Source organism: Pseudarthrobacter sp. S9 (assembly GCF_050156545.1).
In the GTDB taxonomy this organism is placed as follows: domain Bacteria; phylum Actinomycetota; class Actinomycetes; order Actinomycetales; family Micrococcaceae; genus Arthrobacter.
On sequence record NZ_CP189576.1, the window covers coordinates 490,546 to 517,345 of the forward strand.

The window sequence follows — 26,800 nt, forward strand, 5'->3', positions numbered from 1 at the left end:
CATGCCCAAGGGTTTGGCGAGAGGTGCCCACTGCGAATGCGGCGGGGCGTGCCGAGTCGGCCCGTCGGATCAGCGGATCAGTTCGCCGCCAAGGCCGCGTGGGCCTGGCGCCTGGACGGCAGCCAGCAGCGCCTCGACGATGGGAAAGTCTGCCGGGATCCAGGGCAGGCCCAGCACTTCCTCCCGGTTCCTGAGATCCATCCAGCGCAGCTCGTCATGATCTTCCAGCGGCCGCGGCTCGCCGTCCGCTAGCTCCGCAAACCAGACCCGCATCGCGGCCCGCTCGTTCAGCGGCCAGCCGGCGGCTGACCCTGCCGGCAGCTCGGACCCCAGCCGGACACGCACGCCGAGTTCCTCCAGGAGCTCGCGGTGCAGGGCCTGCTCGGCCGACTCGCCGGACTCCACCTTGCCGCCGGGTAACTCCCACATGCCGGCAAACTGCGGGGGCGCGGTCCGCCGCGCCACGAGGAGCCTGCCCGGTTCGGCCAGCGAGTCCACTACTGCGCCGCCAACGACGCTAATGAGTCCAGTCACGTCCCCAAGTCTATGGCCGCATCTCTGTGCCCCGGCCGGGACAGCGGCCTTCTGGGGGACAATGGTGGTGGCCGCCTTCCTCATCACCCACGGAATATCCGGCGCGCGCACGAAGGTTTAGAAATCATATTTATCATGTCGAATCTCCTGGCGCCCGCCGGGAACATCCGAAGAAAAGCAGACGAATGACAACCACCAAACAAGCCCCGGCGACGCCGAAGACCGGCACCCGCCATCTGGCTCTTGCCATCGTTGCCCTTGCCATGGGCGGATTCGGCATCGGCACCACGGAATTCACCATGATGGGACTGCTCAAAGAGATCGAACAGGGCCTCAATATCAGCACCCCCGAGGCCGGTCACCTGATTTCGGCCTATGCCCTCGGCGTCGTCATCGGTGCGCCCGTGCTGGCTGCCGTCGGCGCCAAGATGCCCAGGAAGTACCTGGCCCTGGGGCTCATGCTCTTCTTCAGCATCGCCAACCTCACCTCCTTCATCGCCCCGGACTACGGCACCATGCTGGTCTCCCGGTTCGCGGCCGGGCTGCCGCACGGCGCCTTCTTCGGTGTCGCCGCCGTGATCGCCGCCTCCCTGGTGGCGCCGACAAAGCGCGGCTGGGCGATCTCGATGGTCATGGCCGGCCTGACGGTGTCCAACGTCATCGGTGTCCCCTTCGCCACATGGCTGGGCCAGAGCTACGGCTGGCGGCTCCTGTTCCTGCTGGTCGGCCTGATCGGCATCATCACGCTCCTTATGCTCTGGAAGTTCGTCCCGTTCCAGAAACCCCACGCTGACGCCAGCTTCCGCCGGGAACTTGGGGCGCTCAAACGGCTGCAGGTCTGGCTGGCCATCCTGATCGGGATCGTCGGCTTCGGCGGCTTCTTCGCCACCTACACGTACATCGCCCACACCATGACCGATGTGGCAGGGATCCCCTCGGCCTGGCTGCCGCTCGTAGTGGCGCTCTACGGGCTCGGCATGGTGGCCGGCAATATCGTCGGCGGACGGATCGCGGACAAGTCCGTCATGGGAACCATCTACTGGGTGCTGCCCGGTATTGCCGTGGCACTGGTGGTCTATGCCGTGGCGGTGCACTGGCCCTGGTCCGCGTTTGTCATGGTCTTCGTGGTCGGCGGCGCCGGATCCATGCTGGTCCCGGCGCTGCAGACCCGGCTGCTGGATGCTTCCCCCGACGCGCCGTCGCTGGCATCCTCGCTCAACCATGCTGCCCTCAACGTGGCCAACGCCCTGGGTGCCTTCCTTGGCGGCCTCGTGATCGCCTGGGGCTGGGGCTATGTGGCGCCGGCACTCGTGGGCGCAATCCTGGCCGTCCTGGGGCTCGGCGTCGCGGTCATCAGCGGTGTCGTGGAACGCAAGAGGCCGCTGGCACCGTAGTCAACTGGCACCGTAGTCAGGATGTGCTGACGCGCTCCACATCGGGTTCGAGGTAAATGACCCGGGCTATCGGGACGGCCTCGCGGATCCGGATCTCGGCGTCGTCAATCGCCTTGGCGATGTCCTGGCCCGAGTCGGTCCGGCCGATGCTGATCTTGGCCGCCACCAGCAGTTCCTCGGGGCCCAAGTGCAGGGTCTTCAGGTGGATGATGCCGGTGCCGCCGGCTTCGATGGCGGTCCGGATCTTCGCCACGTCGCTGCGGGTGGCCGACTCGCCCAGCAGCAGGGACTTCGTTTCGAGGGCCAGCACGACGGCGATGGCCACGAGCAGCAGGCCGATCATCCCCGTACCCAGGGCGTCCCAGATGCCGTTCCCGGTGATGAGCGTCAGGCCCACGCCGAAGAGCGCGAACACCAGGCCCACGAGGGCGCCGAAGTCTTCCAGCAAAATGACGGGAAGCTCCGGCTGCTTGGCGTTGCGGATGAACTTGATCCAGGTCTGCTTCCCGCGGATGTGATTGGATTCGGCGATCGCGGTCCTGAAGGAGAAGGACTCGGCGATGATCGCCCCGACCAGCACGGCCAGCGGCACCCACCAGAAGTCGCCTTCGATGGCATGCGGGTGCTGGATTTTCCCCCACGCTTCGTACAGCGCAAAGAGGCCGCCGACGCTGAAAAGCACAATCGAGACGATGAAGGCGTAGATATAGCGTTCGCGTCCGTAGCCAAAGGGATGCTCCGGGCTCGCTTCCTTCTGCGCGCGCTTGCCGCCGATCAGCAGGAGCAGCTGATTGCCCGAGTCAGCGAGCGAGTGGATGGCTTCCGCCAACATGGACGAGGACTGCGTCAGGACAAAAGCGACGAACTTCAAAACGGCGATGCTCAGGTTTGCAGCCAGCGCCGCGACAATCGCCTTGGTACCGCCATTTGCAGCCACGTGAGCTTCTCCTTTGGGGTTCTTCTGAGATGATCACGGACACCGGCAGTTGCCAACACCCGCAAGGAATACCGTACCCGTTTCCGCACCGGCACCGCACCGCGGCCGGGCCCGCCCGTGCCACGTAACGATTGGGTGTGATCCTGCTGACAAGTAATCCCGCCTATGTTAGCTTGAAGCCATAATCGGGATTCACAATTTGGATGCCGACGAATATGTAGGAGGAGAAATGGGCTTTCTAGGGTGGATCATTCTCGGACTCATAGTAGGTGCAATCGTTAAGGCAGTCATGCCTGGCAGGGTCGGCGGGGGCTGGGTCACCAGTCTCGTGCTCGGCGTCGTCGGAGCCATTGTCGGCGGCTGGATCGGCGATCTTCTCTTCGGCGGCGGCAAGATGGAATTCTGGAATCTCGGTTCCTGGCTCCTGGCCATTGTCGGCGGCCTGGTTGTTGCCGGTGTCTACGGCGCCATCACGGGACGCAACAAGACTACGTAGTTGCACTAGCCACTGACCGCGCACACACGGTGCCGCGGAGGTGGCGGACGACGGCGGGGGCCCACCTTTCGGTGGGCCCCCGCCGCCGTTCTACCCGGGTCGTTGTCCCGGGTAGTTGCACCGGGAGCTTGTCCGCTAGCCCTGCGCGGCTCCGGCGTTCCGCTGTGAGCGGGCGCTGGCATAGAGGCAGACCGTTGCAGCGGTTCCCAGGTTGAGGCTTTCCGCTTCCCCGTAGACCGGCACGGCCACCCGGTGGTCGGCCAGTGCGAGTTCGTCCTCGGAGAGGCCCTGGGCCTCGTTGCCAAAGAGCCACGCCGTGGGACTTTCCAGCGCATAGACGGATGCTGCGGCGGACGCACCCAGGCGCCGGGCCGCGTTCTCGTCCTGGAGCCGGTCAAGGTTCAGCTGGCCGTAGCCGTCCGCTGCGAGCACGCCGATCCCGCGTTCCTTGCAGCGGGCCACCATCTCCCCCACGTCGGCGCCGAGGACGATTGGCAAGTGGAAGAGGGAACCCGCCGTCGAGCGGACGGCCTTGGGATTGTAGATGTCCACGCTGGAGCCGGTCAGGACCACGGCGTCGGCGCCGGCGGCGTCAGCGGCCCGCAGCACGGTCCCTGCGTTGCCGGGGTCGCGGACCTGGCACAGTACGGCGATCAGCCGCGGACCGGCGTCGAGCACCTGATCCAGGCTGACGTCCAGGAAACCGCAGACGGCGATGATTCCCTGCGGGTTCACGGTGTCCGCCATGGCAGCGAGTACTTCGTCGGTGGCCAGGCGGGCGTTGGTGCCCTCCGCGAGCTTCTCCAGCTCGGGGTGGCGGTCCAGGCAGGCCTCGCTTGCGAACACTTCGTGAACGATCCCGGGCTCCCCCGCCGCGATCCTCTTCTGGTGCAGGGCCAGGGCCTCGCGGACGGCCTGTGGACCTTCGGCCAGGAACAGCCCGCGCTTTAAACGGGCCGGGCGCCCGGCAAGCTTTGCCACATCCCTCACCCGATCAGCTCGGGGATTGGAGAGTGGAAAGTCTTGCGGGCGCCCGGTTTCGTTCATATAAGAACCTTAGTTGCTGTTGCAGCCGGTTCTTGAACGACCCCGTAAGGGGAATTACTCAGCAGCCTCGTCGGCGGCAGGCTTCGCAGCAGCCTTCTTGGCGGCGGGCTTCTTAGCAGCCTTGGCCTTCGGAGCCGGTGCAGCTTCGGCCTGGACGGCCGGAGCGGAAGTGTCAGCAGGCAGCGAGTCCTTGGCGACCTTGACCAGCGCGGCGAAGGCGTTGGCGTCGGAAACGGCGAGCTCGGCCAGCATACGGCGGTCAACCTCGACCTCAGCGGCCTTCAGGCCCTGGATCAGACGGTTGTAAGTCAGGCCGTTGGCGCGGGATGCAGCGTTGATGCGTTGGATCCAAAGACGGCGGAAGTCGCCCTTCTTCTTCTTGCGGTCGCCATAGCTGTACACAAACGAGTGCAGCAGCTGCTCTTTGGCCTTGCGGTACAGGCGTGAACGCTGTCCACGGTAGCCCTTTGCGCGTTCAAGGATAACCCTGCGCTTCTTGTGGGCGTTTACCGCCCTCTTCACACGTGCCACGTGCGTACTCCTTCAGAATTCTGATCCCAAGCGTCTACTGCCGGAAAACCGGCTGGCCTGAGAAGCCTTTTTGGTAGTTGACTGCTGCCAGGTGGCAATCAGTCAGAGAACTTGGAACTTAGATGCCGAGCATCTTCCGGATGACCTTGGCGTCGCCCTTGAAGACGATCTTGTCGCCGGCAAGGCGGCGGGTCAGCCTGGAGGACTTGTGCTCGAGGTAGTGGCGGCGGTTGGCCTGCTGGCGGCGCAGCTTGCCGCTGCCGGTCAGCTTGAAGCGCTTCTTAGCACCGCTGTGGGTCTTCATCTTCGGCATGGGAACCGATCTCCTTACGTATCCGCAGACAAAGTCTGCAGTTCTTTCGTGCAGCCGCCCCTGCGGGCGGCGTGCTGGTTGCTTGCTGCCGGACATTGCTGTCCGGCAGCCGTGAACTAGTTGGTCTTCTTGCTACTCGGCTTGGCGGCTGCCCTCGGGGCGGCCGGCCGTGCCGCAGGCTTCGGCGCTGCGGGCCTCGGGACCGGCTTCGGAGCAGCAACCGGCTTCGGTGCTGGCGCCGGAGCGGCCGGGGTGGTCTTCTCCGCCTCGGGAGCCTTGGCCAGTGCGCCCGTGGGAGCTGCGGGCGCCTTGGCAACTGCTGGCTTCACGGCGGCCTTCGGAGCCTGCTTCGGGGCCTTGGGGGCCTCCTGCTTGGGGGCCTCCTGGATCGGGGCCTCCTGCTTGGGGGCCTCCTGCTTGGGAGCTTCCTGTACCGGCGTCTCTTCGGCCGCAACTTCGTCGGCCTTGGCCTCTTCGGCCGGGGCCTCCTGGGCTTCAGTCTCTTCGGCCTTGGCCTCTTCGACGGCGGGAGCGGCCTCCGTTACGGGGGCCTCCGTTACGGGAGCCTCCGTTTCGGCCGCCTCGGCTTCGGGAGCCTCCGCCGGTGCGCCGAATCCTTCCGGAAGAAGATCCGAGAGCGTCTGCGTCAGCGGAGCATTGCCACCCGAAACGTTGACGCGGCCTGATGCCTTGGCTTCGTTCTCAGCCTTGGCTTCTGCGCGCTGCGTTGCGCGGCGGGCCTCTGCCTTGGCCTCAGCCTTGTTCTTCAGGGGACCCACCACCATGACCATGTTGCGGCCATCGATACGCGGGCTGGACTCCACGACGCCGACTTCGGCGACGTCGTCGGCAAAGCGCTGGAGCAGGCGGATGCCCATCTCGGGGCGCTGCTGCTCACGGCCGCGGAACTGGATCATGGCCTTGACCTTGTCACCGGCACCGAGGAAACGGAGCGCGTGGCCGCGCTTGGTCTCGTAGTCGTGGGTGTCGATCTTCAGGCGGAAACGGATTTCCTTCAGGACCGTGTTGGTCTGGTTCTTCCGTGCCTCGCGTGCCTTGACGGCGGCTTCGTACTTGTACTTGCCGAAGTCCATCAGCTTGCACACCGGAGGCTTGGCCTGCGGTGCAACTTCAACGAGATCAAGATCGGACTCGGCAGCCAAACGCAGGGCATCCTCAATACGGACAATTCCTACTTGTTCGCCTGCAGGGCCGACCAGCCGCACCTCGGGGACGCGGATACGCTCATTGATTCTTGGCTCGCTAATGTTAAGGCTCCTGTGTTCGTGAGGGGTATTCCACCGGCAATAAGAGAAGGCCCCCAATTGCCGGAGCAATCGAAGGCCTCGAAGATCGGAGCTGCCTGCCTCAGTGAGGCGGCATGCATTCCCGCGGGACTGAAGCCCGAGGAGAATACCCGACCAGGTACCCGGCAACCTTGCTTCCCGAAAGAAGATTCGCGGCTGACGCGGGTGGGAGAGAACTCCGCTTGCAAACTGAAATGCAATCCTACAGACAGAACCCTGCCCGGTGCACCTACGCGGCAGAGCATCTCTGCGCACAGCGGGGCAGGAAGGGATTCCGCCATAAAATAACGACATTCAGTCGGTCTGTGACAAGCTTACCAGCATGAGCACTTCAGACAGTAATTCACACGTTTTCGAGCCCGCCGCCGCCCAGGCTGACGTCTCACAGGAGATCCGCGACATCTCCGAGGTCCCCGCAATCGAGGTCATCACCACGGCCGCCGTGCACCTGATGAGCGCCGCCGCCGTGAAGCTCGGCCTCGCGGCCGAGGAGAACGCCGAGGAGCTCAAGGACCTGGACGAGGCCCGCAAACTGATCACCGCCCTTGCCGGCCTGGTCACGTCTGCGGCCCCGGAGATCGGGTCGCAGCACGCCGGACCGTTGCGCGACGGACTGCGGTCCCTGCAGCTGGCCTTCCGCGAGGAATCCACCATCCCGGATGCTCCCGGCAAGGGTCCGGGCGAGAAGTACACCGGCCCCGTCAACTAGGAGCACGCAGCCAGGAGCAGGCAGCCAGGCAGCAGACAGCTTTCCGCATGAACGACGACGACGGGCGGACCACACAGGTCCGCCCGTCGTCGTCGTTCATCCGTCGCTGACTCCCTCGCCGCAAGATCCGGTCCCGTCAGTCCGGCGTCTATAAGGCGGAGGCGAGCCGGCGCCGGCGCAGCTGCTGCAGCACCAGGCCGACGAGGCACAGGGCCACGCCCGCCACCCCGACGGAGACGAAGCCCGCCGAAGGGCCGACGCCGTCGATGAAGAGTCCGGAGAGCGGTGCGCCCAGCGCGACGCCGCCGGTGAGCGCTGATCCGTACCAGCCCATCGCCTCGCCGCGGCGGCTCTCGTCTACGAGTTCCGCCACCTTTTCCGAGGCCGCGGACAGCACGGGCGCGCAGAGCAGGCCGGGCAGGAGCGAGAGCAGGCTCAGTGTCCAGGTGTCCGCCGCGAAGGCCATCGGGACGGTGAGGGCGGACATGCCGAGCAGCAGGAGGATCGGTGAGACGGGCCGGTGCATGGCGCCGTAGAGGATGCCGCCCACAACCGATGCCGCGCACCAGAAGAGGAAGACGACGCCGATTTCCCCCTGGTGCCCGCCCGTCTGGAGAGCGGCAACAATCCCCACGTCGGTGCCGCTGAGGACCATGCCGGCCCCGGCCGCGACCGCGAAAACGGCGGCGACAGTGGTGGTGAACCAGCTGAAGTTGTGGATGACCCGGTGCCGCAGGCCGGACCGCCGCTGCCGCCTCTGTTCAGCGGCGGCGGCCAGCGGAGCCAGCTCGGCGGCGGCCTCCTGCACGTGGGCCGGCGCGGCCGCAACGACGGCGGCTTCCGCGCATTCCAGCTGGTCCGCCTCGAACCCGGCGTCGGACACGGCGCTGCGGGTGGGCGGGTTGAACCACATGAGGAAAAGTCCGGAGACCGAGGTGGCTACGCCCACCACGGTGAGGCCCAGGACGGAGAACCCGCCGGTGGCAACGAGGGCCCCGGCGGCTGGTCCGATCATGAAGACCAGTTCGGTGGAGATGGCGTCGAGAGCGAAGGCGGTACGGCGCTGTTCGCCGGAGGCCAGCACCCCCAGCGACTGCCGCACGACGCTGAAGATGGGGAGCGTCAGCAGGCCGCCGATGAAGACCAGCGGCAGCAGCAGTTCGTAGGACACATGCGGAACAACAGACCATATGACGGTCTCGGAGATGACCGACGGAATGAGCGCCTTGCGCAGTCCCACTGTGTCCACGCGGCGTCCGCGCCAAGGTGCCCCGACGGCGATCCCGATGGTCATGACGGCGGCCGCGGCGCCGGCGGCGGCATAGCCCTGCCCCAAGGTCAGCACGATGTGCAGGGTCAGCAGCACTCCGGCCGCCGAATGCGGTATGCGGGCGATCATTCCGACCAGCAGGAGCCGCCTGATGGGCCGCACGGCTAACAGCTCCCGGTAAAGCGCGAAGTTCACGGACTACATCCTTCTGGTACTGCCCACGGCAGCACCGGGAAGTTCCCCCGCTGGCCGTCAGCTATGGTGCTGCGCGCTGCAACTTGACCTCGATGGAGTCAACCCGCTCGGCAAACATTTCATTCCGGGACCAAGCCTTGTTGAGGCCGGCCACGATGGACTGCACGCCGGCGGCGTCGAGCCCGTCCTCAAGGTACAGGACCACCCGGAGCTCGGGGCCGGCGCCTCCGCCGGACAGCTGCCTTCCATCGGCCGCAGCCGAGGCAACTCCACCGCCTGGATGGATTTCAACACGCCGGACCGCCGGAAAGCCAACCGCGGCCGCTCCGAGGGAGCTGGCCAGCTCCGGATCGTCGTACGACGGCGTCCACGGCTGCTGCTGGGCCAGTGCCCAGACGGCGGGCCGGCGCAGCACGAACGTCAGTTCGGAGCCGGGATCCAGCACCAGCAGCTCGGCTCCTTCCGCGACGGCGGACAGGGCCGCGCGCGCCGCGTATACGGCGACGGGTCGGGCCTGGGGATGCCAGGCTTCCAGCGACGCCGCCGAGGTGAAGACGGGCATCGCCGTCCGGCCGTCCGGCGCCTTGAGGGTCACGAGCGCCATGTCGGCCTGTTTGTCAGCGTGCAGCCCGGCCGCGCCTTCGCCTTCCTCGGCGAGCTGGGCCAGGATCGGCACGAAGACGCGCGCGGTGGCCAGCGAGGCGACCACCCCTGCTTCATCGCCGTCGCCGGCCACAAGGGCGGCAACGGCCGCAAGGTAGCCGGCGTCGGCCGCGCCGTCGTCGTCCCCGAAGTTGTGGATCTTCGCGTCATCTCCGGACAGGCTGCGGCCTGCCCAGGGCCGGCCGGCGGAGTCGGTCGCCCCGCCGGCGCCGGCCAGGGCCGCCGCGATGTGCCCGGGAAGCTGCCGCACCGGGGTGGCGGTGCGCCCTCCTGTGTCGTCGCCTGCTGTGTCGTTGCCTGCCGACGGGTGCTTCATGGCTGCGGAGACCCTAGCGGCGGCCGGCGACGTCGAGGGCCTCGGGCAGCGTGAAGTTGCCGTGGTAGAGGGCCTTGCCGACTATCGCGCCCTCGACGCCCAGCGGCACGAGGGAGCGCAGCACCTTGAGGTCTTCAAGGCTGGAGATGCCGCCGGAGGCGACGACGGGCTTGCCGGTCTTCTCGACCATCTGGCGCAGGAGCTCGACGTTGGGGCCTTGGAGCGTGCCGTCCTTGGTCACATCGGTGACGACGTAGCGGGCGCAGCCGGCCTCCTCGAGGCGGGCCAGGACGTCCCAGAGGTCCCCGCCTTCCTTGGTCCAGCCACGGCCGGCGAGGGTGGTGCCGCGGACGTCCAGTCCGACGGCGATCTTGTCGCCGAAGCGCTCGATGACACGGCCGGTCCACTCCGGGTTCTCCAGCGCCGCCGTGCCCAGGTTCACCCGGGCGACGCCGAGGTCCAGGGCCTTTTCGAGGGATTCGTCGTCGCGGAGGCCACCGGAGAGCTCCACCTTGATGTCCAGCCGTCCCACCACTTCCCGCAGCAGCTCGGCGTTGGAGCCGCGGCCGAACGCGGCGTCGAGGTCCACCAGGTGGACCCATTCCGCCCCCTGCTCCTGCCAGTTGAGTGCGGCTTCCAGCGGCGTGCCGTAGCTGGTCTCGCTGCCGGCTTCGCCCTGGACGAGGCGGACGGCCTGGCCGTTCACGACGTCGACGGCGGGCAGCAGCTCGAGCACGGGCAGCGGGGTTTCGGTGGTCATCGTGGGATCCTCAGCTTCGGTGTGGCGGCGGGTGGTCAGGAACGCTGCGGGGCCGTCAGGCGGACGGCAGCGTCAGGAGGTAGGCGGCCAGCAGCGACATTCCGGCCAGGATGTAGAACACGATCTGGACCCAGCGCGGGCTCTTCTGCTGCCGGAAGGACAGCGCCCCGCCGATCAGCAGGCCGGCTAGGCCCATGAGGACTATGGACCACATCTAGGCGGTCTGTTCCGGCGTGGTTCCGGCGGAATCGGCTCCGCCGGTCTTGGCAATGGGGCGCAGGCTGTCCACCCAGTTGCGCAGCAGGCGCGCTCCGGCGTCGCCGGACTTTTCCGGGTGGAACTGGGTGGCGCACAGCGGGCCGTTTTCCACGGCCGCGATGAAGGGTGCGCCGTGCTCGGACCACGTGACAAGCGGCGCCGCCATGCGCGGCTGGATGACGTCGAAGTCCCAGCGCTGGACGCCGTAGGAGTGCACGAAGTAGAAGCGCTCGTTCTCGACGCCGGCGAACAGCCTGGACCCGGCCGGGACGGTCACCGTGTTCCAGCCCATGTGCGGGACGACGTCGGCAGGCAGCAGCTCCACCTTGCCGGGCCACTCCCCCATGCCTTCGGCTTCGGTGCCGTGTTCGACGCCGGCCTCGAACAGGACCTGCAGACCGACGCAGATTCCGAGCACGGGCCGGCCGCCGGCGACGCGGCGCCCGATCATGCGCACGGCGTCGACGGCTTTGAGCTCACGCATTACCGTTTCGAAGGCGCCGACACCCGGGACTACGAGGCCGTCAGCGTTGAGCACGTCCTCCGGCTTGGCGCTGAGGATGACCTCTGCTCCGGCACGCTCCAGGGCGCGGACGGCGGAGCGGATATTCCCGGAGCCGTAGTCCAGCACCGTGACGGTGGGTTTGCCCTCGGGCGACGCCGGTTTGGTCCCGGCCGCGGGGTCGATGATGGCCCCGTCCTGGAGCACTTTGCCGGTCACAGCGCGCCCTTGGTAGACGGAATGCCCTCGACGCGGGGATCCGGCTCCACGGCCGCACGCAGGGCGCGGGCGAAGGCCTTGAACTGCGCCTCCACAATGTGGTGGGGGTCCCGTCCGGCGGTAACGTTCATGTGCAGGCAGATGCCGGCGTGCAGGGTGATGGCCTCGAAGACGTGGCGGGTCAGGGAGCCAGTGAAGTGGCCGCCGATCAGGTGGTATTCCTGGCCCGCGGGTTCTCCCCCGTGGACCAGGTACGGGCGGCCCGAGACGTCGACGACGGCGTGCGCGAGGGCTTCATCCAGCGGAACCGTCGCTTCGCCGAACCGGCGGATGCCGGCCTTGTTGCCGAGGGCGGTGCGCAGCACCTCGCCGAACGTGATAGCGACGTCTTCCACCGTGTGGTGGGCATCGATGTGGGTGTCGCCGGTTGCCTTGACCGTCATGTCGATCAGGGAGTGCTTGCTCAGCGCCGTCAGCATGTGGTCGTAGAAGGGAACCGAGGTGCTGATGTCCGAAACACCGGTACCGTCCAGGTTGATCTCGACCAGAACGGAGGACTCGCTGGTGGTCCGTTCCATGCGTGCGGTCCGGCCCTCGGCAGCGGTTGGTCCGGTGTGGCTCATGTGGGTGTGTCCTTTGGATGAAGGCAAGTTGAAGAAGGCAGGGTGCTGGGCAGTCTGGCGGGGCGCTCTGGCTCCGCCTTAAGTCTAGGCCTGCAGCGTGGCGTGGCTGGTCAGGATGCGTTCGAGGGCCTCGAGGAAGGCTGTGGTTTCCGTCTCAGTGCCGGCCGTGACCCGCAGGTGGCCCGGAATGCCGACGTCGCGGATGAGCACTCCGGCGTCCAGCAGATCCTGCCACACCCGGTGCGGGTTCTCGAGGCCGCCGAAGAAGACATAGTTCGAATCCGAGGCGGCCGGATTGAGGCCCATCCGCTGCAGTTCGGAAACGATCCGGTCCCGCTGGCGCTTGATGTCCTCGACGTCGGCCATGAGCGCCTCCCGGTGGTGCAGGGCGGCCAGGGCTGTTGCCTGGGTGATGGCTGAGAGGTGGTACGGGAGGCGGACCAGGCGCAGGGCGTCGGTGACCTCCGGCGCAGCGGCCATGTATCCCAGCCGCGCGCCGGCGAGGGCGAACGCCTTGCTCATGGTGCGCGAGACGATGAGCCGCTCCCGGCCTGGCAGCAGTGTGAGCGCGCTGGGCGTGCCGTCGTGGGCGAACTCGTGGTAGGCCTCGTCGACGATCACGATGGTCTGGCTGGCTTCGCCGGCCGCGTAGACGGCCTCCACGACTTCGAGCCCCAGGCCGGTGCCGGTGGGGTTGTTCGGGGAGCACAGGAAGACGATGTTGGGCTGCAGTACGCAGACCTGGCGTGCCGCCGATTCCGCGCTGAGCCCGTAGTCCTCCGTGCGCACCCCGACGATGTACTCCGTAACCGTACCGGCAGCCAGCAGCGGGTACATCGAATACGTGGGAGGGAACCCCAGAGCCGTGCGGCCCGGACCGCCGAAGGCCTGGAGGATCTGCTGGAGCACCTCGTTGGAGCCATTGGCAGCCCAGATGTTATCTGGACCCAGTCCGTGGCCGAGGTACTCGGCCAGCGCTTCCCGCAGTTCCGTGAACTCGCGGTCCGGATACCGGTTCAGTCCGGCGGCCGCGGCCGTGACTGCTTCGGAGATGGCTGCCCGGACGTCGGCCGGGACACCATGGGTGTTCTCGTTGACGTTCAGCAGGATGGGGACGTCCAGTTGGGGCGCCCCATACGGGCGCAGGCCGCGCAGATTGGTCCGGAGGGGCAGTCGGTTGAGGCGCTCTAACTGGTCAGTCACTTCAACAGTTTAAGTGAGAGGGCTGCAGGCCCTGAAACTGTGACGCCTCGGGCCCGTGGTGGCAGGCCGCGGCGTGCCGCTTCCCGCACGGAACATCGAATCTACTTGGACGGGACGAAGAGCTGCTGGCCCGGCATGACGCGCGCGGCATCCAGGTTGTTCAGCTGGACGATGTCGGCGACGACGTCCCGGGGATCGCGCTCCGGTGCCACGTCCCCGGCAATGGCCCACAGGGACTCCCCGGACTGCACGGTCACGGACACGGTGGGGGTCGGCGAGAGCTCGGAGGCGGACTCCGCTGCCTTGGCGGGGGCATTGAGGAAACCGCTGAACGAGAGGATGAGCGCCGCCAGCAGGATCAGCGGAATCCCGAAGAAAACGAACCTGCCGCGCCGGGTGAGCCGGAGCGGCGCCTGCTTGGCACGCGACGATGCAGCCGCGGCCCTGCCGTCGGAAGAACTGCCATTGGAAGAACCGTGGTAGCCGAAAGTGTCGTGAAACGCGCTTGATGCTGACATGAACTGAGCCCTCCTGGACCATGATGTGCCGCCCGGCGTACTCCACGTGCCTGCCGCCAACCGACCGAACCTTCGAACATAGAACCGAAACTAGTGCCCCGATCGAAAAAACTCGACTAGAACACATATTCGAACTTTGCTTGTTCTGTTTTAGCACTTAGTGACGAACGTTGTCGAGACTCGCTAGAACAAATGTTTGAAAAAGTTGTGCGGCTGGCCTACGTTTGAGTCACGGAACAACCACTTCTGCACTTCGTCAGTAGTAGTTGATCAGCAGGGTCTGACATTTCAGGCCGGAAGTTCCCGGCAACAGCAACCACGGCGGCCGGGCGGAACGGAAAGGCGTTGGCGAACATGGCAGCACAAGCCACCGGCGGCAGGGCCGCCTCGCGGAGCCCGCAGACAGCCCGGGCCCCCAAGAGCCTCACCGTCCGGCAGAAGAAGATCCTGGAAACCATCCAGCGGTCCGTGACTGACAACGGCTACCCGCCGTCCATGCGCGAGATCGGCGACACCGTTGGACTCGCCAGCCTCTCCAGCGTCACCCACCAGCTCTCGCAGCTCGAGAAGCTCGGCTACCTCCGGCGCGATCCCAAGCGTCCGCGTGCCATGGAAGTGCTCATGCCGCTGACCCTGGATGAGGGGGCCACCATGATTTCCGGCGTGGAGAAATCCAGCGGCCTGCGGGCTGTCGGCGGGCTGTCCGTCTCGGAGCTCGCCAGCGCCATGGACACCGCGATGGTTCCGTTCGTCGGACGCATCGCCGCCGGCGGGCCCATCCTGGCCGACCAGGTGGTGGAGGATGTCATGCCGCTGCCGCGCCAGCTGGTGGGCCACGGCGAACTCTTCATGCTGAAGGTGGCCGGCGATTCGATGATCGACGCCGCGATCTGCGACGGCGACTGGGTGGTGGTCCGCCGGCAAAGTGACGCCGTCAACGGGGAGATTGTTGCCGCGCTGCTGGACGACGAAGCCACGGTGAAGACATTCCGGCAGCGGGACGGCCACACCTGGCTGCTGCCGCAGAACACCCAGTACGAGCCCATCCTCGGCGACCACGCCGTCATCATGGGCAAGGTCGTCTCGGTCCTGCGCTCCCTTTAACCCTTAGCCGACTCGCCGGCGAGTCGCTCCAGCGCCGCGAGGGCGATCGCCCGATCGGTGGTCGGCCAGAACGGCGGCAGCGCGGCGCGGAGGAAGCCTCCGTAGCGTTCCGTGGACAGCCGCGAATCCAGCACCGCCACCACGCCCTTGTCGGTGGTCGTGCGGATCAGACGCCCTGCGCCCTGGGCCAGCCGGACAGCGGCGTGGGTCGCAGACACTGACATGAAGCCGTTGCCGCCGGCCTGGGCCACGGCCCGTGAACGGGCCGTCATCAGCGGATCGTCCGGGCGGGGGAAGGGAATCCTGTCGATGACGACGAGCCGGCAGGAGCCCCCGGGGACGTCGACGCCCTGCCAGAGGGACATGGTGCCGAACAGGCAGGTATCGGGCTCATCGGCAAACTGCCGCACAAGCGCCGTCATGGTGGAATCACCCTGGCACAGGATGCTCAGGTCCAGCCGCGGCCGCATCGCTTCGGCGGCGTCCTCTGCGGCGCGCCGGGAGGAGAAGAGGCACAGTGCCCCGCCATTGGAGGCGCGGATCAGCCTCTCGAGCTCATCGAGGGCTTCCGGCGAGGTACCCCGGCCGGGCTTGGGCAGGTGCTGGGCGACATAGAGGATGCCCTGTTTGGGATAGTCAAAGGGGGATCCGACGTCGACACCGGTCCAGCTCGGGGCGCCGGGCCCGACCAGGCCGAGGCCTCCGGCGGCCGGTTCGAAGGCCGAGCCGATCGCCAGGGTGGCAGAGGTCAGGATGACGGTGTGGTCCGCGAACAGTCCCTCGCGAAGCCGCCCGGCCACGCTGAGCGGCGCCACGTTGATCAGTGCCGGTGCCGTCTCGTCCGGCTGGGAGTAGCCCTGCTGCGGGTCGAAGGTGCTGTTGCGGGAGAACCACACCACTTCGCGGTTTTCACGGGCCGCCAGGAGTCGTTCGCAGAGTTCCAGGATGACCATCAGGCGCGACCGCGCGAGCTGGCGTCCGCCGTCGGCCGTGTTGGCGCTGTCGCCCTTGGAATCTGAGAGGGCCGCACGGCAGGCATCGCGCAACTGGTCGACGCAGTCCAGCTGTTCGCTGTTGAGCCCGTTGGGCATGAGCCCGCTGGGGACGCCTGCAATGGCAAGTTCCAGATTGGACGCCGCGTTGTTGAGCGCGTCCACGGTGATGCCGGTGTGCTTGCGGGCGCCGGAGGCTGCGACATGCACCATTGCCACGGAGAGCTGGCCGGATACGGCGCCCGTGACGCGGTCCTGGAGCTCGTGTGCCTCATCCACCACGACGACGTCGTATTCGGGCAGCACGGCGAGGCCTTCGAACGCGCTGACGGCCAGCATGGCGTGGTTGGTGACGACGACGTCGGCGTCGGCGGCGTTCTGCCGGGCCAGTTCACTAAAGCATTCGGCCGCGAGGGGGCATTTCTGCGCGCCGAGGCACTCCATGGACGTGACCGAGACCTGGCGCCAGGCCCGGTCCGTCACGCCGGGCATGAGCTCGTCGCGGTCCCCCGTTACCGTGTCCTGCGCCCATTCGCGCAGTCGGACGACTTCCTTGCCCAGCTGGGACGACGGGCCGCCCATGGCCGCCGCGAAGTGCGGAACGCTCGTGTCCTCGCCGAGGGAGAAGAGCTGACCCTCGGAAGGCTCTTCGGACGGGAAGCCGCCCTCAAGCTTGTGGCGGCAGACGTAGTTGGAGCGGCCCTTCACGAGGGCCACCTTGACGGGCCGATCCAGGGCAGGGGTGATGGTCTTGAGCAGCCGGGGAAGGTCCCGGCCCACGATCTGGGTCTGCAGGGCCAGGGTGGCGGTGGAGACCAGGGTGGGCTTGTTGCTGACAAGCGAGTGGGCGATCAGCGGGATCAGGTACGCCAGGGACTTGCCCGTGCCGGTGCCGGCCTGGACCAGCAGGTGGTCGCCGCTGTCAATCGCGCGCGCCACCTGCCGGGCCATTTCGTGCTGACCACTGCGACTCTGCCCACCCATGCCGGACACGGCACGGTCGAGCAGTTCGATCACGAACTCCCCGCCGGCCGGGCCGTTTTCCGGCGGGCCCTCTTCCGGCGGATCGGTCATGTCTGCCTCGGTCACCGCCGATGGCGTCACCGCAGCCTCAGTCATTGCTGATGAACGGATCCAGTTCAGCGGCGAGGCCTTCGCGCACCTTCACCACGGCACGGGTGCCGGTTTCCTCGTGGTCGAGGCTGAGGATCTCGGCGTCGGTCTCGTGGAGCTTGCTGAGCAGGTCCCCGCGGTTGTACGGGATCATCAGTTCAAGCTTCACGCTGGGCCGCGGGATGCCTTCGCTGATGGCCTTGAGCAGTTCCGGAATGCCCTCGCCCGTGCGTGCCGAAACCACCACGTGACGCGGTTCGCGCTGCTTGAGCCGTTCGACCACGAAGGGATCGGCGGCGTCGGCCTTGTTCAGGACGATGATTTCCGGGACCTTGCGCGCGTCCACTTCGCTGAACACCGCACGGACAGCGGCTATCTGGCCCTCCGGGTCAGGATGCGAGACATCCACGACGTGCAGGATCAGGTCCGCGTCGGCCACCTCTTCCAGGGTGGAGCGGAAGGCTTCCACGAGCTGGGTGGGGAGCGAGCGGACAAAACCCACGGTGTCGGCAAGGGTGTACCCGAGCCCGTCAGCGGTCTCGGCCTTGCGGACGGTCGGGTCCAGGGTGGCGAACAGGGCGTTTTCGACCAGAACGCCGGCGTCGGTCAGCCGGTTCAGCAGCGAGGACTTGCCGGCGTTGGTGTACCCGGCGATCGCCACCGACGGCACTTCATTGCGACGGCGGTTGGCGCGTTTGGTCTCCCGGGCCGGCTTCATGGCGGCGATCTCACGCCGCAGCTTGGCCATCCGGGTGCGGATCCGTCGGCGGTCCAGTTCGATCTTGGTTTCACCGGGACCGCGCGAACCCATGCCGGCCCCGGCGCCGCCCACCTGGCCACCGGCCTGGCGGGACATCGACTCGCCCCAGCCGCGCAGGCGCGGGAGCAGGTATTCGAGCTGGGCCAGCTCAACCTGGGCCTTGCCCTCGCGGCTCTTGGCATGCTGGGCGAAGATGTCCAGGATGAGGGCCGTGCGGTCGATGACCTTGACCTTGACGATGTCTTCCAGGCCGCGCCGCTGGGACGGTGCCAGTTCGGCGTCGACGACGACGGTGTCGGCGCCGGTGGACATCACGATGGCTTTGAGCTCCTGTGCCTTGCCGGAACCGAGGAAGGTGCCGGGATCGGGCTTGGCCCGGCGCTGGACGAGTCCGTCGAGGACTTCCGAGCCGGCGGTCTCGGCCAGGGCGGCGAGTTCGCGAAGCGAGTTCTCGGCGTCGGCGAGGGTGCCCTCGGTCCAGAGTCCGGCCAGGACGACGCGTTCGAGGCGCAGCTGCCGGTATTCGACTTCGGTGACGTCTTCGAGTTCGGTGGACAGTCCGGCGGTGCGGCGCAGGGCGTGCCGTTCCTCGAGATCCTGCTGGTCGCCGTCGTAGTTGGTGTAAACCTCATCCAGCCGGGAGATGGCCTGCGCCTTGCCGAGCACCGTCCTGGGCTCGTCGTCGCTGGCACTAGAGCTGGTACTTTGGCCTGCGTTCCGGGCTGGGGTGTCCTTGGAGAGGATCCGGTCGATAACAGCCTGGATTTCCTCAGGACTCATGTCCTGGCCTGCTGAATCGGGTCCGGTATTGGGCTGACTGGTCATGGTCTCCTTTAAAGGTTCGGCAGTTTCAGAATAGTGCCCATTGCTGCTCTGTGGTGCGGTATTCGCGCTGGGCTGACGACTATGGGTCATGCGGGCCTCCTGGAATGCCCGCGGCAGCCGTGCCGGGGGCAGGGTGGGCTCCGGAACGGAGCGGTGATTGAGGGAGGAATGAGGCGGGAAAATGCGCCTGGTAGTGGGAGAAGCCGTGAGGTAATCACTGTCCGCTGAGCCGGGATTCAATGTCGGTTCCAATGAATGCGGCTGCACTCCAAGTGGATCGTGCGCCAGCGGGAGAGAAGAATCACTTCTGGAGGCGCACTGAGCGGAAGGTAACTACCTGCGTCGCTGCGGGAACGGGATTCAACCCGTGCCGGCTACTTGAAGTTCAAGAACATAGTTTTAAGACTATCAGATGGTTAGCCTGCTCCCGGCCGGCAGATCCCCCAAGGCGGATTCCTCCGGATTCGCCCGGCTGCCGCCGGTTTCCCATTGGGGCCGACGGCCAACTAATCTGGCCAATTATGGAGTCTGCACACTATTTCAGCGCCCAGCCCGCCGGGCCCTTCACCCGCAAGCCACTGACCGTGGAGCTTGCCGGTGAGAACCGCCGGCTGCAGACATCCTCGGGGATCTTCAGCCCGGACGGGATCGACAAAGGCACGGCCGTCCTGCTCGCCGATGTGCCCGCGCCGGCGCCGCAGGGAAACCTGCTCGATATCGGCTGCGGTTGGGGCCCGATTGCGCTGACGATGGCGCTCAGGGCACCCCATTCACAGGTCTATGCGGTGGATGTCAATGAACGGTGCGTCACGCTGACGAACGAAAACGCGGCGCTGCTGGGGCTGGAGAACGTGACCGCCAGCACGCCGGAGGCCGTGGATCCGGAGCTGCGCTTCGACACCATCTGGTCCAACCCGCCCATCCGGATCGGCAAAGACGAGCTTCATGCCCTGCTCCGCCTGTGGCTGCCGCGGCTGGCCCCGGGCGGATCGGCGTGGCTCGTAGTGCAGAAGAACCTGGGCTCGGACTCGCTGCAGCGCTGGCTGGCGGCCGAGCTGGACAGCAGCTTCACCGTGACCCGGGAGAGCACGTCGAAGTCGTTCCGGATCCTGCGCGTCAAGAAAGCGTCCCGCTAGCGACGATCACCGCCGGGCCGCTGAGCTCGACGTGCTCGTGTCCCTCCGTGCCGAGGAAGAACTTCACGCCCACGACGCCGCCGGGCACGTGGACGTTCCAAACGTCCGGGGCACCCTGGCCGGCCCAGTGGCGGATGGCGACGGCGGCGGCGCAGGCACCGGTGCCGCAGGACTGGGTCTCCCCCACACCCCTTTCGTGCACGCGCATGGTGATGGTGCCCACGCCGTCGTGGACCAGGGGCTCGGCCGGAACGACAAACTCGACGTTGGTGCCGTGCGGCGGCGTCGGGTCGACGTGGGGTCCGGTGAACAACTGCGTGGCCTCGAGCTCGGCCAGTTCGGCCAGCGCCACGACAGTGTGCGGGTTGCCCATGCTCACCGAAAGCGCGGGCCTGGCGACCTCCAGCCCCTCGGCGCTGACCAGCGAGTCCATGGCCCGCGCGGTCGCCTCACCCGGGAAAATGAATTCCCACGGGCCCATGTCGACGGCGTAGCCGCCAGGCGTGCGGACGATCGTCTTCACGCCGCCGCGGGTACCGATCGTAAGCGATTCGCCGGCCGGCAGATCGACAAGGCCCTCGGCGATCAGGAAATGCACAAACACCCGGACGCCGTTGCCGCACATCTCGGACAGCGAGCCGTCGCCGTTGCGGTAGTCCATGAACCACTCGGCCGCCGGGTGCTCCGCCAGCAGTTCCTGCCCCTCGGGCAGCAGCCGGGACGGCACCGCCCGGATCAGTCCGTCGCCGCCTATGCCCCGGTGGCGGTCACAGAGCGCCGCGATTTGCTCCGGGGTTACGGACAGCGTGCCCTTGGGGTCGGCGATCAGCACGAAGTCGTTGCCCGTTCCATGGCCTTTGGAAAACTTCAGTCCGCTCAAGCCGGCGGAGTTACGGTCAGCGGCCACGGCAAGGGATTCGTCCATGCTCCAAGGTTACCGTTCCGGCTGCAGGGCCCGGAAAGGCGCCACGGAAAGCTACGGCAGGCCGGTGGCTGCATGCGTTCACGGCAGGCGGTTACGGCAAGCGGTTACTGCAAGGCGGCTATGGCAGGCCCGGGCCGCAGAGCGCCGCGGTCTTGGCCACGAGCTCCGGGTCCTGCCAGTCCAGCCAGGTGATGCGGGGGTCCGCACGGAACCAGGTGAGCTGGCGGCGGGCGAACTGCCGGGTCGCGACGATGGTCTCCTCGGCGGCCTGTTCAACATCCGCGTCGCCGTCGAGGACCTTGAGGAACTGGGCGTAGCCGAGAGCACGAGGGGCGGTCCGGCCGCGCCGGAGTCCCGCGACGTCGAGCCGCCGGACTTCTTCCAGCAGGCCCCGGTCCACCATGGTGTGGACGCGCCGGGCAAGGCGCTCCCGGAGCAGTTCGCGGTCCACCCCCAGACCAATCTGGACGGCAGGCTGGAAGTATTCGCGGCTGGGCATGAAGGAGCTGAAGGGGCGTCCGGTCAGTTCGAAGACCTCCAGGGCGCGGATGATCCGGCGGGCGTCGCCGAGCCTGCCCGCGGATACCGGGTCCACGTCTTCCAGCTGTTTCCGCAGCGGCGCAGGTCCTGCCGCTTCGAGCTCGGCTTCGAGGCGGCGGCGGATGTCCGGGTCCGTGCCCGGGAATTCCAGGACATCCAGAGCGGCGCGGACGTAGAGTCCGGAGCCACCGGCGAGGATGGCCCGTTTGCCCCGGTTATGGATATCGGCGATCAGGGCCCGGGCCTGCTGTTGGAAGTCCGAAACGCTGGCTTCCTCGGTCACGTCCAGGATGTCGAGGAGATGGTGCGGCACTCCCCTGCGTTCGGCCAGGGAGATCTTGGCGGTGCCGATGTCCATGCCGCGGTAGAACTGCATGGAGTCGGCGTTGATGACTTCGCCGTCGAACTCCAGGGCCAGCGAGACGGCGAGATCGGACTTTCCCGAGCCCGTCGGCCCCACGACGGCGATCACCGGCGGGGTGGCTGGCCAGGTGTCCGGCGGACCTGTCACGGCCTAGCGGCCGCGGACCGGAAGCGCGGGCATGCCCAGGGACACGCCTGTTTTGCCGGTGGCTGTGCCGCTGGCGGTGCCCGGGGCCGGGGCACCGCAGGAATCGGCCTGGGACCGGTCCCAGGCGTCCCCTGCGCGGGAGCGCCGGAGACTGTAATCGTCCGCCGCCGCCGGATCCGCGACGAGGTGGAAGGCGGCCGCCTCCGTGATGGTCACGGTCACGAGGTCGCCGGGGCGGGGTACTTCAGCGCCCGCCGGCACGGAGAAGTGGACCAACCGCTGGTCCTGGGCCCGGCCGGAGAGGCGGTGCGTTTCCTCGGCTTTGCGGCCGGACTGGGCAGTGACCATGACCTCGACCCGGAGGCCCAGCTGGCTGGCGTTTTCCTCGGCCGCGATCCGGTCCTGCAGGGCCGTGAGGCGTTCGAAGCGCTCCTGGACCACAGCCTTGGGAAGCTGGTCCGGCAGGTCCGCGGCAGGCGTGCCCGGACGCTTGGAGTACTGGAAGGTGAAGGCGGTGGCGAAGCGGGACTTCTCCACGACGTCCAGGGTGGCCTGGAAATCCTCCTCCGTCTCGCCGGGGAAGCCGACGATGATGTCGGTGGAGATGGCCGCGTGCGGGATCTTCTCCCGGACCTTGTCGAGGATGCCGAGGAACTTGGTGGAGCGGTACGACCGGCGCATGTCCTTGAGGACCTTGTCCGAGCCCGACTGCAGGGGCATGTGCAGCTGGGGCATGACGTTTGGGGTCTCGGCCATCGCGTCGATCACGTCGTCGGTGAAGGCGGCGGGGTGGGGGCTCGTGAAGCGGACGCGTTCCAGGCCCGGGATGTCGCCGCAGGCGCGCAGCAGCTTGGAAAACGCCTGCCGGTCACCGAATTCGACGCCATAGGAGTTCACGTTCTGGCCCAGGAGCGTCACTTCGATGGCGCCGTCGTCGACGAGGGCCTGGATCTCGGCCAGGATGTCACCGGGGCGGCGGTCCTTCTCCTTGCCGCGCAGGGCGGGGACGATGCAGAACGTGCAGGTGTTGTTGCAGCCCACCGAAATGGACACCCAGCCGGAATAGACCGAGTCGCGTTTGGTCGGGAGCGTGGAGGGGAAGACGTCCAGCGACTCGAGGATTTCCAGCTGGGCCTCGTTATTGTGGCGCGCCCGGTCAAGCAGGGCGGGCAGGGCGCCGACGTTGTGGGTGCCGAAGACGGCATCGACCCACGGCGCCTTATTGAGGATGGTTTCGCGGTCTTTCTGCGCGAGGCAACCGCCCACGGCGATCTGCATTCCGGGGTTGGCCGCCTTGACCGGTGCCAGCATGCCGAGGTTGCCGTAGAGCTTGTTGTCGGCATTTTCCCGCACGGCGCACGTGTTGAAGACCACGACGTCGGCCAGCTCGCCCGCTGCGGGGACGTAGCCGGCGGCCTCGAGCATCCCGGCCATGCGTTCGGAATCGTGCACGTTCATTTGGCAGCCGAAGGTACGCACCTGGTAGGTGCGGGGCTGCGGGGATTCAGCGGCCTGCGCTTCGTCAGGTGCTGACGCGGGGTTGGCTGCTGAAGGAATGGTGCCGGCTGCTGGGGAGGGAATGGTCAAACTCACCTGTTAAGGGTAACGGGTCGGCACCGTCCGTGCGCGGGCTGCGCCCGGTGGCCGATTCAGGGGTCCGGTTCGGGTTCCGCTTCGGCACGTGCCACGGCGGCATCGAGGACCTCGCCGACGATCCGGAACGACTGCGAGGGCTGGTACCCCTTGCGCGCGAGCATGGATGCGAGCCGGCGAGTGGTTTTGTCCCTCTCGTCGCGGTCCTCGCCACCGGTGAATCCCCTGAGCTTGCGCTCGACGAGTTCACGGGCTGCGGCTACTTCGTCGTCGTCGCTGAGTTGCTCCAGGGCGCCGGCTGCGGTCTCGGGGTCGATGCCCTTCTCCGCCAGTTCACGCCGGAGGGCGCCCTTGGCGAGCTTTCGGGTCTGGGACCTACTGCGTACCCACATGTCGGCAAACTCGGCGTCGTTGATGAGGCGCACCTCTTGGAAGCGGTCCAGCACGGCCTCGGCGACGTCCTCGGGGACGTTGCGTTCGGCCAGCTTGCGCGCGAGCTGCAGCCGGCTTTTCGGGGAGTTCGTCAGCTGCCGCAGCACGATGGCCCTGGCGGCAGCCGCCGGGTCGGCGTCCTGGTCCGGTTCCGGGGACCGTTCCCGGGAACCTGTCCGGGGAAACGCCCCACTCTCTTGGCCGGCGTCACCGGCGAAGCCGGGGGCAGGTTTCCGGGGTGGGAATCCTGCCCCCTTGCGCGCTCCGCGCCTGGATGCCGTGCCTCCGGACACCCGGCCGTTAGAAGCCGTCAACGGCCTTCAGCTTCGGTGCTGCCTCGGTCTCGGCCGGCGCCTTCACGCCGACCCCGAGCTTCTCCTTGATGAGACGCTCGAGTTCGGCGGCCAGCTCCGGGTTGTCGCGCAGGAAGCGGCGGGAGTTCTCCATGCCCTGTCCGAGCTGGTCGCCGTCGTAGGTGAACCAGGAACCGGACTTCTTGATCAGCCCGTGCTCGACACCCATGTCGATGATGCCGCCCTCGCGGGAAATGCCCTGGCCGTAGATGATGTCGAATTCGGCAATCTTGAAGGGCGGGGCCATTTTGTTCTTGACGATCTTGGCCTTGGTACGGTTACCGACGGAGTCGGCACCCTCCTTGAGGGTCTGGATCCGGCGGACGTCGATACGGATGGACGCGTAGAACTTCAGGGCCTTACCACCGGTGGTGGTTTCCGGGGAACCGAAGAAGACGCCGATCTTTTCACGCAGCTGGTTGATGAAGATGGCGGTGGTCTTGGTCTGGCTCAGCCGGCCGGTGATCTTACGCAGGGCCTGGCTCATCAGGCGGGCCTGCAGGCCGACGTGGCTGTCGCCCATGTCGCCTTCGATTTCCGCGCGGGGAACCAGAGCGGCGACGGAGTCGATGACGATGACGTCCAAGGATCCGGAGCCGATCAGCATGTCCATGATCTCCAGGGCCTGCTCGCCGGTGTCCGGCTGCGAGACCAGGAGGGCGTCGGTATCGACGCCCAGCTTGGCCGCGTATTCCGGATCCAGGGCGTGCTCGGCGTCGATGAAGGCGGCGATGCCGCCCAAGCGCTGCGCGTTGGCCACAGCGTGCAGCGCCACGGTGGTCTTACCGGAGGACTCCGGACCGTAGATTTCAACGATGCGGCCGCGCGGCAGGCCGCCGATTCCCAGGGCTACGTCCAGCGCAATGGAGCCTGTCGGAATGACCTCGACGGGCGCGCGGACTTCGTCACCCAGGCGCATGACCGAGCCTTTGCCGAACTGCTTGTCAATCTGGGCAAGCGCTGCGTCGAGCGCCTTCTGACGATCCGGGGCTGCGGCCATGGTTCACACCTCTAATTTTTTCTCGCTCTGGAGCGGCCGTTGCGGCCGTTTATCTGTCATCACTGACGCTAATGGCACCCACCGACAAAGTTGCCGGCTGACATCGCGCATGTGGAAAACGCTCTGAAAAAAGCATAGCCCTATCCGAACAGATATTCGAACAATCGGACGGCGTGTCAAGTGCGGCAACTGCCCGCCATTGCCGCCTGTCAGCTGCCGCCTGGCAGCGCCGGGCTGTCAGCGGGGTTTGACGTCGCGGCCCAGGCGGCGTTCGGGCGGGACGTCCTGGACCTCGCACAGGGCAAGCCACACCTGGCGGGGCGGCACACCGGCGCCGAGGGCCTGGTCCGCCGTGCGGCCGCCCACTCCGGCCAGGACGAGCGAACTGCTGAGGACCCGGGAATAGCCCGCGCCGAATTCGTTGTCCATGAGGCGCCAAAAGTCACTGATTCGCACCAATAAAGTCTCTCACGGGGCGTGACTCTAGAATGGTTGCCATGAGCAACCCAACCGAGGACGCCGGAAGCTCCGGGCGTGCCGAGGATCCCGCAGAAGCTGCATTGACCGCCGTCGAGCACCAGATGAGCTTGCTCTGGCGCCGCGGCCGTTCCATCTCCCATCAGCTGTCCCGGCAGGTCCATCCCGACATGGAACCTGCGGCGTACGGTCTGCTCAGTGTGATCCGCCGGCAAGGTCCCATCCGCCTGACGGAGCTCGCCTCATGCATCGGCGTCGGCAAGCCCTCGGTGAGCCGGCAGATCGCCTTCCTGGAGGGCCTCGGCCTGGTGTCCAAGGAGGCGGACCCCCTCGACGGCCGCGCGCAATCGATCCGGCTCACACCCGAGGGCGAGGAAAAAATGCACCAGGTGCAGGACGCCCGGCGTGAAGTTTTCCGCGAACGGCTCGGAGAGTGGCCGGCGGAGGAACTGGAGACACTCGCCAAGTACATCGCGAAGCTCAACGCCGTCTACGAGCGGGATGGATTCCCCAAGGACGAGTCGCGCTAGCGCCATCGAATCCTCCGCGAGATGGCAGTTCACGGCAATGCTGCGGGAACATGGCCGCGAAGTGCCATCTCGCGGGCGCGGCCAGGACTAGTGGCGCAGCCCGCGCGCACGAAAGGACCCCCGGCCGAAGCCGGGGGTCCTTCCCTCTTGTTAAGAGTGAGTTGTTGAGTTTGAGTTCCGGCTAGCGTGCTCCGGAGAGGAGTCCCTTGGCCAACTCGTCGTTCAGGTCAGAGTTGAGCTCACGGTCGAGGTCGCGGCCGTAGCGCTGCGCGAACTCCTGCGGTACGGTGTCCGGAACCGCTACACCCTCGGCCACAGCGACGCGGTCGCTGACTTCGCGGAGCATGCTGGAGAGCGGGACATCGAGGGCCGAGCAGATCGAGGACAGCAGCTCCGAGGAGGCTTCCTTCTGGCCGCGTTCCACTTCGCTCAAGTAGCCCAGGGAAACGCGGGCACTGTGCGAGACTTCGCGGAGGGTACGGCCTTGGCGTTGGCGGACATCGCGCAGCACATCACCGATTTCGTGACGAAGTACAACCATCTTGCGCTCCTTCTGTTCGCTCTTAGCCTGATCGGCGAGGCCCACATCCTTCCAGCGGACAACGCCGTTTACGGATACGGGCTGCTTTACCATCTGTATCGCCTTGCTCCCTCGTACGTCGAGTTCGCCGGTCATGGCGAACAATTGATGCTTTCATCCTAGGCGCCTCCCAT

General features: G+C 66.9%; 29 protein-coding genes. 6 read left to right on the top strand and 23 right to left on the bottom strand.

Translation table 11 applies throughout. The annotated features are described in order from the left end of the window. Positions 1–69: 69 nt before the first annotated feature. Entirely contained in the window at positions 70–534 is a 465-nt protein-coding gene (locus ACQCSY_RS02295; protein WP_427132833.1) for a (deoxy)nucleoside triphosphate pyrophosphohydrolase, read from the bottom strand. 185 nt (positions 535–719) lie between these two features. Between ACQCSY_RS02295 and ACQCSY_RS02300 the strand changes: the two genes are divergently transcribed. Next, positions 720–1,928 carry an MFS transporter gene (locus tag ACQCSY_RS02300; RefSeq protein WP_427132835.1) on the top strand — a complete coding sequence of 403 codons (1,209 nt, stop codon included), beginning with the start codon at positions 720–722 and terminating at the stop codon, positions 1,926–1,928. Between the two features lie 16 nt (positions 1,929–1,944). Here the strand turns inward: ACQCSY_RS02300 and ACQCSY_RS02305 are convergent, their stop codons facing one another. Further along, complete coding sequence (locus ACQCSY_RS02305; protein ID WP_427132837.1) at positions 1,945–2,865, bottom strand: cation diffusion facilitator family transporter; 921 nt, start codon at positions 2,863–2,865, stop codon at positions 1,945–1,947. A 229-nt stretch (positions 2,866–3,094) separates the two neighbouring features. Here ACQCSY_RS02305 and ACQCSY_RS02310 point away from each other — a divergent pair, with 229 nt between their 5' ends. After that, on the top strand, positions 3,095–3,361 hold the full coding sequence (locus tag ACQCSY_RS02310; protein ID WP_427132839.1) for a GlsB/YeaQ/YmgE family stress response membrane protein: 267 nt from the start codon (positions 3,095–3,097) through the stop codon (positions 3,359–3,361). 135 nt (positions 3,362–3,496) lie between these two features. Here ACQCSY_RS02310 and ACQCSY_RS02315 read toward each other — a convergent pair whose 3' ends face one another. The 4 genes from ACQCSY_RS02315 to infC form a co-directional block, all read right to left on the bottom strand. After that, positions 3,497–4,408, bottom strand: coding sequence for a TrmH family RNA methyltransferase (locus tag ACQCSY_RS02315; protein ID WP_427132841.1), 912 nt, complete (start codon positions 4,406–4,408; stop codon positions 3,497–3,499). A gap of 54 nt (positions 4,409–4,462) precedes the next feature. Then, positions 4,463–4,939 carry a 50S ribosomal protein L20 gene (gene rplT / locus ACQCSY_RS02320; RefSeq protein WP_427132843.1) on the bottom strand — a complete coding sequence of 159 codons (477 nt, stop codon included), beginning with the start codon at positions 4,937–4,939 and terminating at the stop codon, positions 4,463–4,465. A 118-nt stretch (positions 4,940–5,057) separates the two neighbouring features. Next, on the bottom strand, positions 5,058–5,252 hold the full coding sequence (gene rpmI / locus ACQCSY_RS02325; RefSeq protein ID WP_009358635.1) for a 50S ribosomal protein L35: 195 nt from the start codon (positions 5,250–5,252) through the stop codon (positions 5,058–5,060). Positions 5,253–5,368: 116 nt separating this feature from the next. Further along, positions 5,369–6,478: a translation initiation factor IF-3 gene (gene infC, locus ACQCSY_RS02330; RefSeq protein WP_427132845.1), complete on the bottom strand. Its 1,110-nt coding sequence runs from the start codon at positions 6,476–6,478 to the stop codon at positions 5,369–5,371. Between the two features lie 403 nt (positions 6,479–6,881). On the opposite strand from infC, the gene ACQCSY_RS02335 reads away from it, so the two are divergent. After that, a complete protein-coding gene (locus ACQCSY_RS02335) occupies positions 6,882–7,268 on the top strand; it encodes a DUF1844 domain-containing protein (RefSeq protein ID WP_427132847.1) in 387 nt (128 codons plus the stop codon). 148 nt (positions 7,269–7,416) lie between these two features. Here the strand turns inward: ACQCSY_RS02335 and ACQCSY_RS02340 are convergent, their stop codons facing one another. The 8 genes from ACQCSY_RS02340 to ACQCSY_RS02375 all read right to left on the bottom strand — a co-directional run bounded on the left by ACQCSY_RS02340 (position 7,417) and on the right by ACQCSY_RS02375 (position 13,795). After that, positions 7,417–8,733, bottom strand: a complete 1,317-nt coding sequence (locus tag ACQCSY_RS02340; RefSeq protein WP_427132849.1) for an MFS transporter — start codon at positions 8,731–8,733, stop codon at positions 7,417–7,419. Positions 8,734–8,794: 61 nt separating this feature from the next. Next, positions 8,795–9,712, bottom strand: a complete 918-nt coding sequence (locus tag ACQCSY_RS02345; RefSeq protein WP_427132851.1) for an SseB family protein — start codon at positions 9,710–9,712, stop codon at positions 8,795–8,797. A gap of 13 nt (positions 9,713–9,725) precedes the next feature. Next, on the bottom strand, positions 9,726–10,472 hold the full coding sequence (gene priA / locus ACQCSY_RS02350) for a bifunctional 1-(5-phosphoribosyl)-5-((5-phosphoribosylamino)methylideneamino)imidazole-4-carboxamide isomerase/phosphoribosylanthranilate isomerase PriA (protein WP_427132853.1): 747 nt from the start codon (positions 10,470–10,472) through the stop codon (positions 9,726–9,728). Positions 10,473–10,527: 55 nt separating this feature from the next. Beyond that, on the bottom strand, positions 10,528–10,686 hold the full coding sequence (locus ACQCSY_RS02355; protein WP_427132855.1) for a hypothetical protein: 159 nt from the start codon (positions 10,684–10,686) through the stop codon (positions 10,528–10,530). Further along, a complete protein-coding gene (hisH, locus tag ACQCSY_RS02360) occupies positions 10,687–11,451 on the bottom strand; it encodes an imidazole glycerol phosphate synthase subunit HisH (protein ID WP_427132857.1) in 765 nt (254 codons plus the stop codon). Further along, positions 11,448–12,074 carry an imidazoleglycerol-phosphate dehydratase HisB gene (gene hisB, locus ACQCSY_RS02365; RefSeq protein WP_427132859.1) on the bottom strand — a complete coding sequence of 209 codons (627 nt, stop codon included), beginning with the start codon at positions 12,072–12,074 and terminating at the stop codon, positions 11,448–11,450. The genes hisH and hisB overlap by 4 nt, the downstream gene beginning before the upstream one ends. An 84-nt stretch (positions 12,075–12,158) precedes the next feature. Further along, complete coding sequence (locus ACQCSY_RS02370; protein WP_427132861.1) at positions 12,159–13,277, bottom strand: histidinol-phosphate transaminase; 1,119 nt, start codon at positions 13,275–13,277, stop codon at positions 12,159–12,161. Positions 13,278–13,378: 101 nt separating this feature from the next. Continuing rightward, complete coding sequence (locus ACQCSY_RS02375) at positions 13,379–13,795, bottom strand: LysM peptidoglycan-binding domain-containing protein (RefSeq protein ID WP_427132863.1); 417 nt, start codon at positions 13,793–13,795, stop codon at positions 13,379–13,381. Positions 13,796–14,149: 354 nt separating this feature from the next. Between ACQCSY_RS02375 and lexA the strand changes: the two genes are divergently transcribed. Then, positions 14,150–14,899, top strand: a complete 750-nt coding sequence (gene lexA / locus ACQCSY_RS02380; RefSeq protein WP_427132864.1) for a transcriptional repressor LexA — start codon at positions 14,150–14,152, stop codon at positions 14,897–14,899. Here the strand turns inward: lexA and ACQCSY_RS02385 are convergent. Continuing rightward, positions 14,896–16,965 carry an ATP-dependent DNA helicase gene (locus tag ACQCSY_RS02385; protein ID WP_427135623.1) on the bottom strand — a complete coding sequence of 690 codons (2,070 nt, stop codon included), beginning with the start codon at positions 16,963–16,965 and terminating at the stop codon, positions 14,896–14,898. The two genes, lexA and ACQCSY_RS02385, sit on opposite strands and share 4 nt — an antisense overlap. A 37-nt stretch (positions 16,966–17,002) precedes the next feature. Beyond that, a complete protein-coding gene (hflX, locus tag ACQCSY_RS02390) occupies positions 17,003–18,589 on the bottom strand; it encodes a GTPase HflX (protein WP_427132866.1) in 1,587 nt (528 codons plus the stop codon). A gap of 521 nt (positions 18,590–19,110) precedes the next feature. On the opposite strand from hflX, the gene ACQCSY_RS02395 reads away from it, so the two are divergent. Continuing rightward, positions 19,111–19,725, top strand: coding sequence for a class I SAM-dependent methyltransferase (locus tag ACQCSY_RS02395; RefSeq protein WP_427132868.1), 615 nt, complete (start codon positions 19,111–19,113; stop codon positions 19,723–19,725). Here the strand turns inward: ACQCSY_RS02395 and dapF are convergent. The 6 genes from dapF to ACQCSY_RS02425 all read right to left on the bottom strand — a co-directional run bounded on the left by dapF (position 19,706) and on the right by ACQCSY_RS02425 (position 25,535). After that, the gene (gene dapF / locus ACQCSY_RS02400; RefSeq protein WP_427132870.1) at positions 19,706–20,650 is read right to left on the bottom strand and encodes a diaminopimelate epimerase; all 945 of its coding nucleotides are present in this window, start codon (positions 20,648–20,650) and stop codon (positions 19,706–19,708) included. The two genes, ACQCSY_RS02395 and dapF, sit on opposite strands and share 20 nt — an antisense overlap. Before the next feature lie 118 nt (positions 20,651–20,768). After that, positions 20,769–21,701 carry a tRNA (adenosine(37)-N6)-dimethylallyltransferase MiaA gene (miaA, locus tag ACQCSY_RS02405; RefSeq protein ID WP_427132872.1) on the bottom strand — a complete coding sequence of 311 codons (933 nt, stop codon included), beginning with the start codon at positions 21,699–21,701 and terminating at the stop codon, positions 20,769–20,771. A 3-nt stretch (positions 21,702–21,704) separates the two neighbouring features. After that, positions 21,705–23,294 carry a tRNA (N6-isopentenyl adenosine(37)-C2)-methylthiotransferase MiaB gene (miaB, locus tag ACQCSY_RS02410; protein WP_427132874.1) on the bottom strand — a complete coding sequence of 530 codons (1,590 nt, stop codon included), beginning with the start codon at positions 23,292–23,294 and terminating at the stop codon, positions 21,705–21,707. Between the two features lie 56 nt (positions 23,295–23,350). After that, positions 23,351–23,836 carry a regulatory protein RecX gene (locus ACQCSY_RS02415; RefSeq protein ID WP_427135625.1) on the bottom strand — a complete coding sequence of 162 codons (486 nt, stop codon included), beginning with the start codon at positions 23,834–23,836 and terminating at the stop codon, positions 23,351–23,353. Between the two features lie 190 nt (positions 23,837–24,026). After that, positions 24,027–25,079 carry a recombinase RecA gene (gene recA, locus ACQCSY_RS02420; RefSeq protein ID WP_427132876.1) on the bottom strand — a complete coding sequence of 351 codons (1,053 nt, stop codon included), beginning with the start codon at positions 25,077–25,079 and terminating at the stop codon, positions 24,027–24,029. Between the two features lie 237 nt (positions 25,080–25,316). Then, positions 25,317–25,535 carry a DUF3046 domain-containing protein gene (locus ACQCSY_RS02425; protein WP_427132878.1) on the bottom strand — a complete coding sequence of 73 codons (219 nt, stop codon included), beginning with the start codon at positions 25,533–25,535 and terminating at the stop codon, positions 25,317–25,319. Positions 25,536–25,576: 41 nt separating this feature from the next. Here ACQCSY_RS02425 and ACQCSY_RS02430 point away from each other — a divergent pair, with 41 nt between their 5' ends. Beyond that, the gene (locus ACQCSY_RS02430; RefSeq protein ID WP_427132880.1) at positions 25,577–26,086 is read left to right on the top strand and encodes a MarR family winged helix-turn-helix transcriptional regulator; all 510 of its coding nucleotides are present in this window, start codon (positions 25,577–25,579) and stop codon (positions 26,084–26,086) included. A 181-nt stretch (positions 26,087–26,267) separates the two neighbouring features. Here the strand turns inward: ACQCSY_RS02430 and ACQCSY_RS02435 are convergent, their stop codons facing one another. Further along, a complete protein-coding gene (locus tag ACQCSY_RS02435) occupies positions 26,268–26,720 on the bottom strand; it encodes a helix-turn-helix domain-containing protein (protein WP_066434909.1) in 453 nt (150 codons plus the stop codon). Positions 26,721–26,800: the final 80 nt, after the last annotated feature.

Excerpts from the sequence above, each read along its gene's own strand:
- ACQCSY_RS02300 (WP_427132835.1), top strand. The coding sequence starts at position 720 with ATGACAACCACCAAACAAGCCCCGGCGACGCCGAAGACCGGCACCCGC.
- ACQCSY_RS02310 (WP_427132839.1), top strand. The coding sequence starts at position 3,095 with ATGGGCTTTCTAGGGTGGATCATTCTCGGACTCATAGTAGGTGCAATC.
- ACQCSY_RS02315 (WP_427132841.1), bottom strand. The coding sequence starts at position 4,408 with ATGAACGAAACCGGGCGCCCGCAAGACTTTCCACTCTCCAATCCCCGA.
- rpmI (WP_009358635.1), bottom strand. The coding sequence starts at position 5,252 with ATGCCGAAGATGAAGACCCACAGCGGTGCTAAGAAGCGCTTCAAGCTG.
- ACQCSY_RS02335 (WP_427132847.1), top strand. The coding sequence starts at position 6,882 with ATGAGCACTTCAGACAGTAATTCACACGTTTTCGAGCCCGCCGCCGCC.
- ACQCSY_RS02345 (WP_427132851.1), bottom strand. The coding sequence starts at position 9,712 with ATGAAGCACCCGTCGGCAGGCAACGACACAGCAGGCGACGACACAGGA.
- priA (WP_427132853.1), bottom strand. The coding sequence starts at position 10,472 with ATGACCACCGAAACCCCGCTGCCCGTGCTCGAGCTGCTGCCCGCCGTC.
- ACQCSY_RS02355 (WP_427132855.1), bottom strand. The coding sequence starts at position 10,686 with ATGTGGTCCATAGTCCTCATGGGCCTAGCCGGCCTGCTGATCGGCGGG.
- hisB (WP_427132859.1), bottom strand. The coding sequence starts at position 12,074 with ATGAGCCACACCGGACCAACCGCTGCCGAGGGCCGGACCGCACGCATG.
- ACQCSY_RS02375 (WP_427132863.1), bottom strand. The coding sequence starts at position 13,795 with ATGTCAGCATCAAGCGCGTTTCACGACACTTTCGGCTACCACGGTTCT.
- lexA (WP_427132864.1), top strand. The coding sequence starts at position 14,150 with ATGGCAGCACAAGCCACCGGCGGCAGGGCCGCCTCGCGGAGCCCGCAG.
- ACQCSY_RS02385 (WP_427135623.1), bottom strand. The coding sequence starts at position 16,965 with ATGACCGATCCGCCGGAAGAGGGCCCGCCGGAAAACGGCCCGGCCGGC.
- hflX (WP_427132866.1), bottom strand. The coding sequence starts at position 18,589 with ATGACCAGTCAGCCCAATACCGGACCCGATTCAGCAGGCCAGGACATG.
- ACQCSY_RS02395 (WP_427132868.1), top strand. The coding sequence starts at position 19,111 with ATGGAGTCTGCACACTATTTCAGCGCCCAGCCCGCCGGGCCCTTCACC.
- dapF (WP_427132870.1), bottom strand. The coding sequence starts at position 20,650 with ATGGACGAATCCCTTGCCGTGGCCGCTGACCGTAACTCCGCCGGCTTG.
- recA (WP_427132876.1), bottom strand. The coding sequence starts at position 25,079 with ATGGCCGCAGCCCCGGATCGTCAGAAGGCGCTCGACGCAGCGCTTGCC.
- ACQCSY_RS02430 (WP_427132880.1), top strand. The coding sequence starts at position 25,577 with ATGAGCAACCCAACCGAGGACGCCGGAAGCTCCGGGCGTGCCGAGGAT.
- ACQCSY_RS02435 (WP_066434909.1), bottom strand. The coding sequence starts at position 26,720 with ATGGTAAAGCAGCCCGTATCCGTAAACGGCGTTGTCCGCTGGAAGGAT.